The 516-nt window shown below is 67.4% G+C and carries 1 protein-coding gene; it reads right to left on the reverse strand.

Annotated elements, in window-relative coordinates:
* On the reverse strand, positions 1-490 hold a 490-nt coding region (locus tag ACERY3_RS25360), incomplete at its 3' end, for a hypothetical protein (protein ID WP_373226803.1).
* Between the last annotated feature and the right edge of the window lie 26 nt (positions 491-516).

Below are 516 nucleotides of genomic sequence, written 5' to 3' on the forward strand. Positions count from 1 at the left end.
GCTCACGCAGCAGCACCTGTCGTCCGCCCGGGCGGTTACGCCACAGCCGGTATTCCGGCAGGCCCTGCAGCACACGCAGCACGCCCGCCTTTATCACCCCGGTCTTGACCAGCTCAATACGCAGCTCTCCCTGGCGCCACTCGCCGCCGCGGGAGGCTTCGGGCACGATGCGGACCATCACCCCCTCCAGCGCGGTTCTGACCGTAAGCCACGACACCGCCGGCCCGCGGGCACCCCACAGACCGGCAGACACGCCCCGGTCACGGGTGAACAGCACATCCTCTGAGGGCAGCACGGCCGCCGCAATCACCGTCCCGACCGGCAGCGAGTCCGGCACGCTGAGCCGGTCACTGCCAAAATGCCAGGCCGTACTCACCAGTCGCGTCGGCCCGCCATCAGCAGGACGGGCGGTCTGTCCGGACGCTTCTGCAATAAAGAGGAGCAGAAGCCCGAGCAGCGCCACCGCCCTGACCACCTGAATACCTTTCATTCTTCCCCCTTATGTTTGAGTCCGGC

The sequence above is a fragment of the Enterobacter cloacae complex sp. ESBL7 genome (assembly GCF_041679625.1).
Classification (GTDB): domain Bacteria; phylum Pseudomonadota; class Gammaproteobacteria; order Enterobacterales; family Enterobacteriaceae; genus Enterobacter; species Enterobacter asburiae_B.